This window comes from Noviherbaspirillum autotrophicum, assembly GCF_000818395.1.
Taxonomy (GTDB): Bacteria; Pseudomonadota; Gammaproteobacteria; order Burkholderiales; family Burkholderiaceae_D; genus Noviherbaspirillum; species Noviherbaspirillum autotrophicum.
On sequence record NZ_JWJG01000024.1, the window covers coordinates 1 to 1644 of the forward strand.

Below are 1644 nucleotides of genomic sequence, written 5' to 3' on the forward strand. Positions count from 1 at the left end.
TGTGTAAAAACGCGGTTGCGCAAATTGTTTACTCATTGTTGATCCTCTCGAACACCGCGATTAATTCTTGAGTGTTGAATAGGCTGTCGGGCTGAAGACACCGGAGGATCGATGAAGCGATTCATTCAAGAGGAACATCGGACGCAGAGCACGTTGCTGCCGGATCGGCTGGACGACTACATCAGCGAAGAGAATCCGGTGCGTGTGGTCGATGCGTTCGTCGAGGAGCTCGATCTGGCGACCCTGGGTTTCGACGGTGTGACGCCGGCCAGAACAGGAAGACCGTCTTACCATCCCGCCGTCTTGCTCAAACTCTACATCTACGGTTACCTCAACCGCATTCAATCCAGCCGCAGGCTGGAGAGGGAAGCGCAGCGCAATGTCGAGTTGATGTGGCTGATTGGCCGGCTCGCTCCCGACTTCAAGACGATCGCCAACTTCCGCAAGGATAACGGCAAGGGCATTCGCAATGTTTGCCGCCAATTTGTTCTCGTATGCCGCAAGCTCGATCTGTTTACTGAAGCCTTGGTTACCATTAGCGGCAGCAAGTTCAAGGCAGTGAACAACCGTGACAGGAACTTCACCCAAGCCAAGCTGCAACGCCGGATACAGGAAATCGAATCGAGCATTGCACGCTATCTGTCTGAAATGGATTCAGCCGACCGGCAGGGGCCGGATATTGGCCAGTTGCGCACTGAACGCCTGCAGGAGAAGATTGCAGCGTTGAAGGAGCAGATGCGAACCATGAAGGTGATCGAGGCAGAACTTGCTCAAGCACCTGACGGCCAAATCTCGCTCACTGATCCAGATGCGCGATCAATGAAGACGCGCGGCACGGGCGTTGTCGGCTATAACGTCCAAACTGCGGTCGAGACGCGGCATCACACCTCATTGTCGAGCATGAAGTCACGAATACCGGTTCAGACCGTGGCCAGCTCTCCTCGATGGCAAAGAAGGCATGTCGTGCAATGGGAATGAACAGTGTCACCGCCATTGCGGATCGCGGTTACTACAGCGGTGAGGAAATATTCAAGTGCGATCAGGCTGGCATTGCCGCGATTGTTCCCAACTCTGCCACCTCCAATGCCACGGCAGAAGGTCCTTCGGGAAGGACGATTTCATTTACGATCCGTTCAGGGATGAGTGCCGATGCCCGGCAGGAGAGCGGCATGACGCTGCACCGGTATTGGAGTTCGAATTGCCAAACGTGCGCCATGAAGGATCGTTGCACACCAAGCCAGCAGCGACGCGTGACACGCTGGGAGCATGAGGACGTGCTCGACGAAGTGCAGGCACGGCTGGACCGGTTCCCTGAAGCGATGCGTATCCGTCGCTCGACAGTCGAGCATCCATTCGGCACACTCAAGCTATGGATGGGCTCAGCCCACTTCCTGATGAAGACGCTCAGGCACGTCAAAACCGAAATGAGCCTGCATGTGCTTTCCTACAACATGAAGCGGGTCTTCAATATCATGACAATACCGGCGCTAATGCGAGCAATGAGGGCCTAAAGCCCAATTAATATCGCAATCCATCCGGAAGGCACTTCAAAGCCGGCATCAAAGAATACAAATTGCCGCTGCCACTGGCAAAGTGAGCCGAAGCTCTCATCGCTCCTTTACGCATCAAAATCTGGTGTTTTTA

2 protein-coding genes are annotated in these 1644 nt (G+C 54.6%); both read left to right on the top strand.

What is annotated here, in order from left to right:
* The first annotated feature begins 111 nt into the window (after nucleotides 1-111).
* Nucleotides 112-978, top strand: coding sequence for a transposase (locus TSA66_RS27520; RefSeq protein WP_232429373.1), 867 nt, complete (start codon nucleotides 112-114; stop codon nucleotides 976-978).
* The gene (locus TSA66_RS27525) at nucleotides 945-1511 is read left to right on the top strand and encodes a transposase (RefSeq protein ID WP_232429374.1); all 567 of its coding nucleotides are present in this window, start codon (nucleotides 945-947) and stop codon (nucleotides 1509-1511) included. Before TSA66_RS27520 ends, TSA66_RS27525 begins: the two co-directional genes overlap by 34 nt.
* The last annotated feature ends 133 nt before the right edge of the window (nucleotides 1512-1644 follow it).

Excerpts from the sequence above, each read along its gene's own strand:
- TSA66_RS27525 (WP_232429374.1), top strand. The coding sequence starts at position 945 with ATGGCAAAGAAGGCATGTCGTGCAATGGGAATGAACAGTGTCACCGCC.
- TSA66_RS27520 (WP_232429373.1), top strand. The coding sequence starts at position 112 with ATGAAGCGATTCATTCAAGAGGAACATCGGACGCAGAGCACGTTGCTG.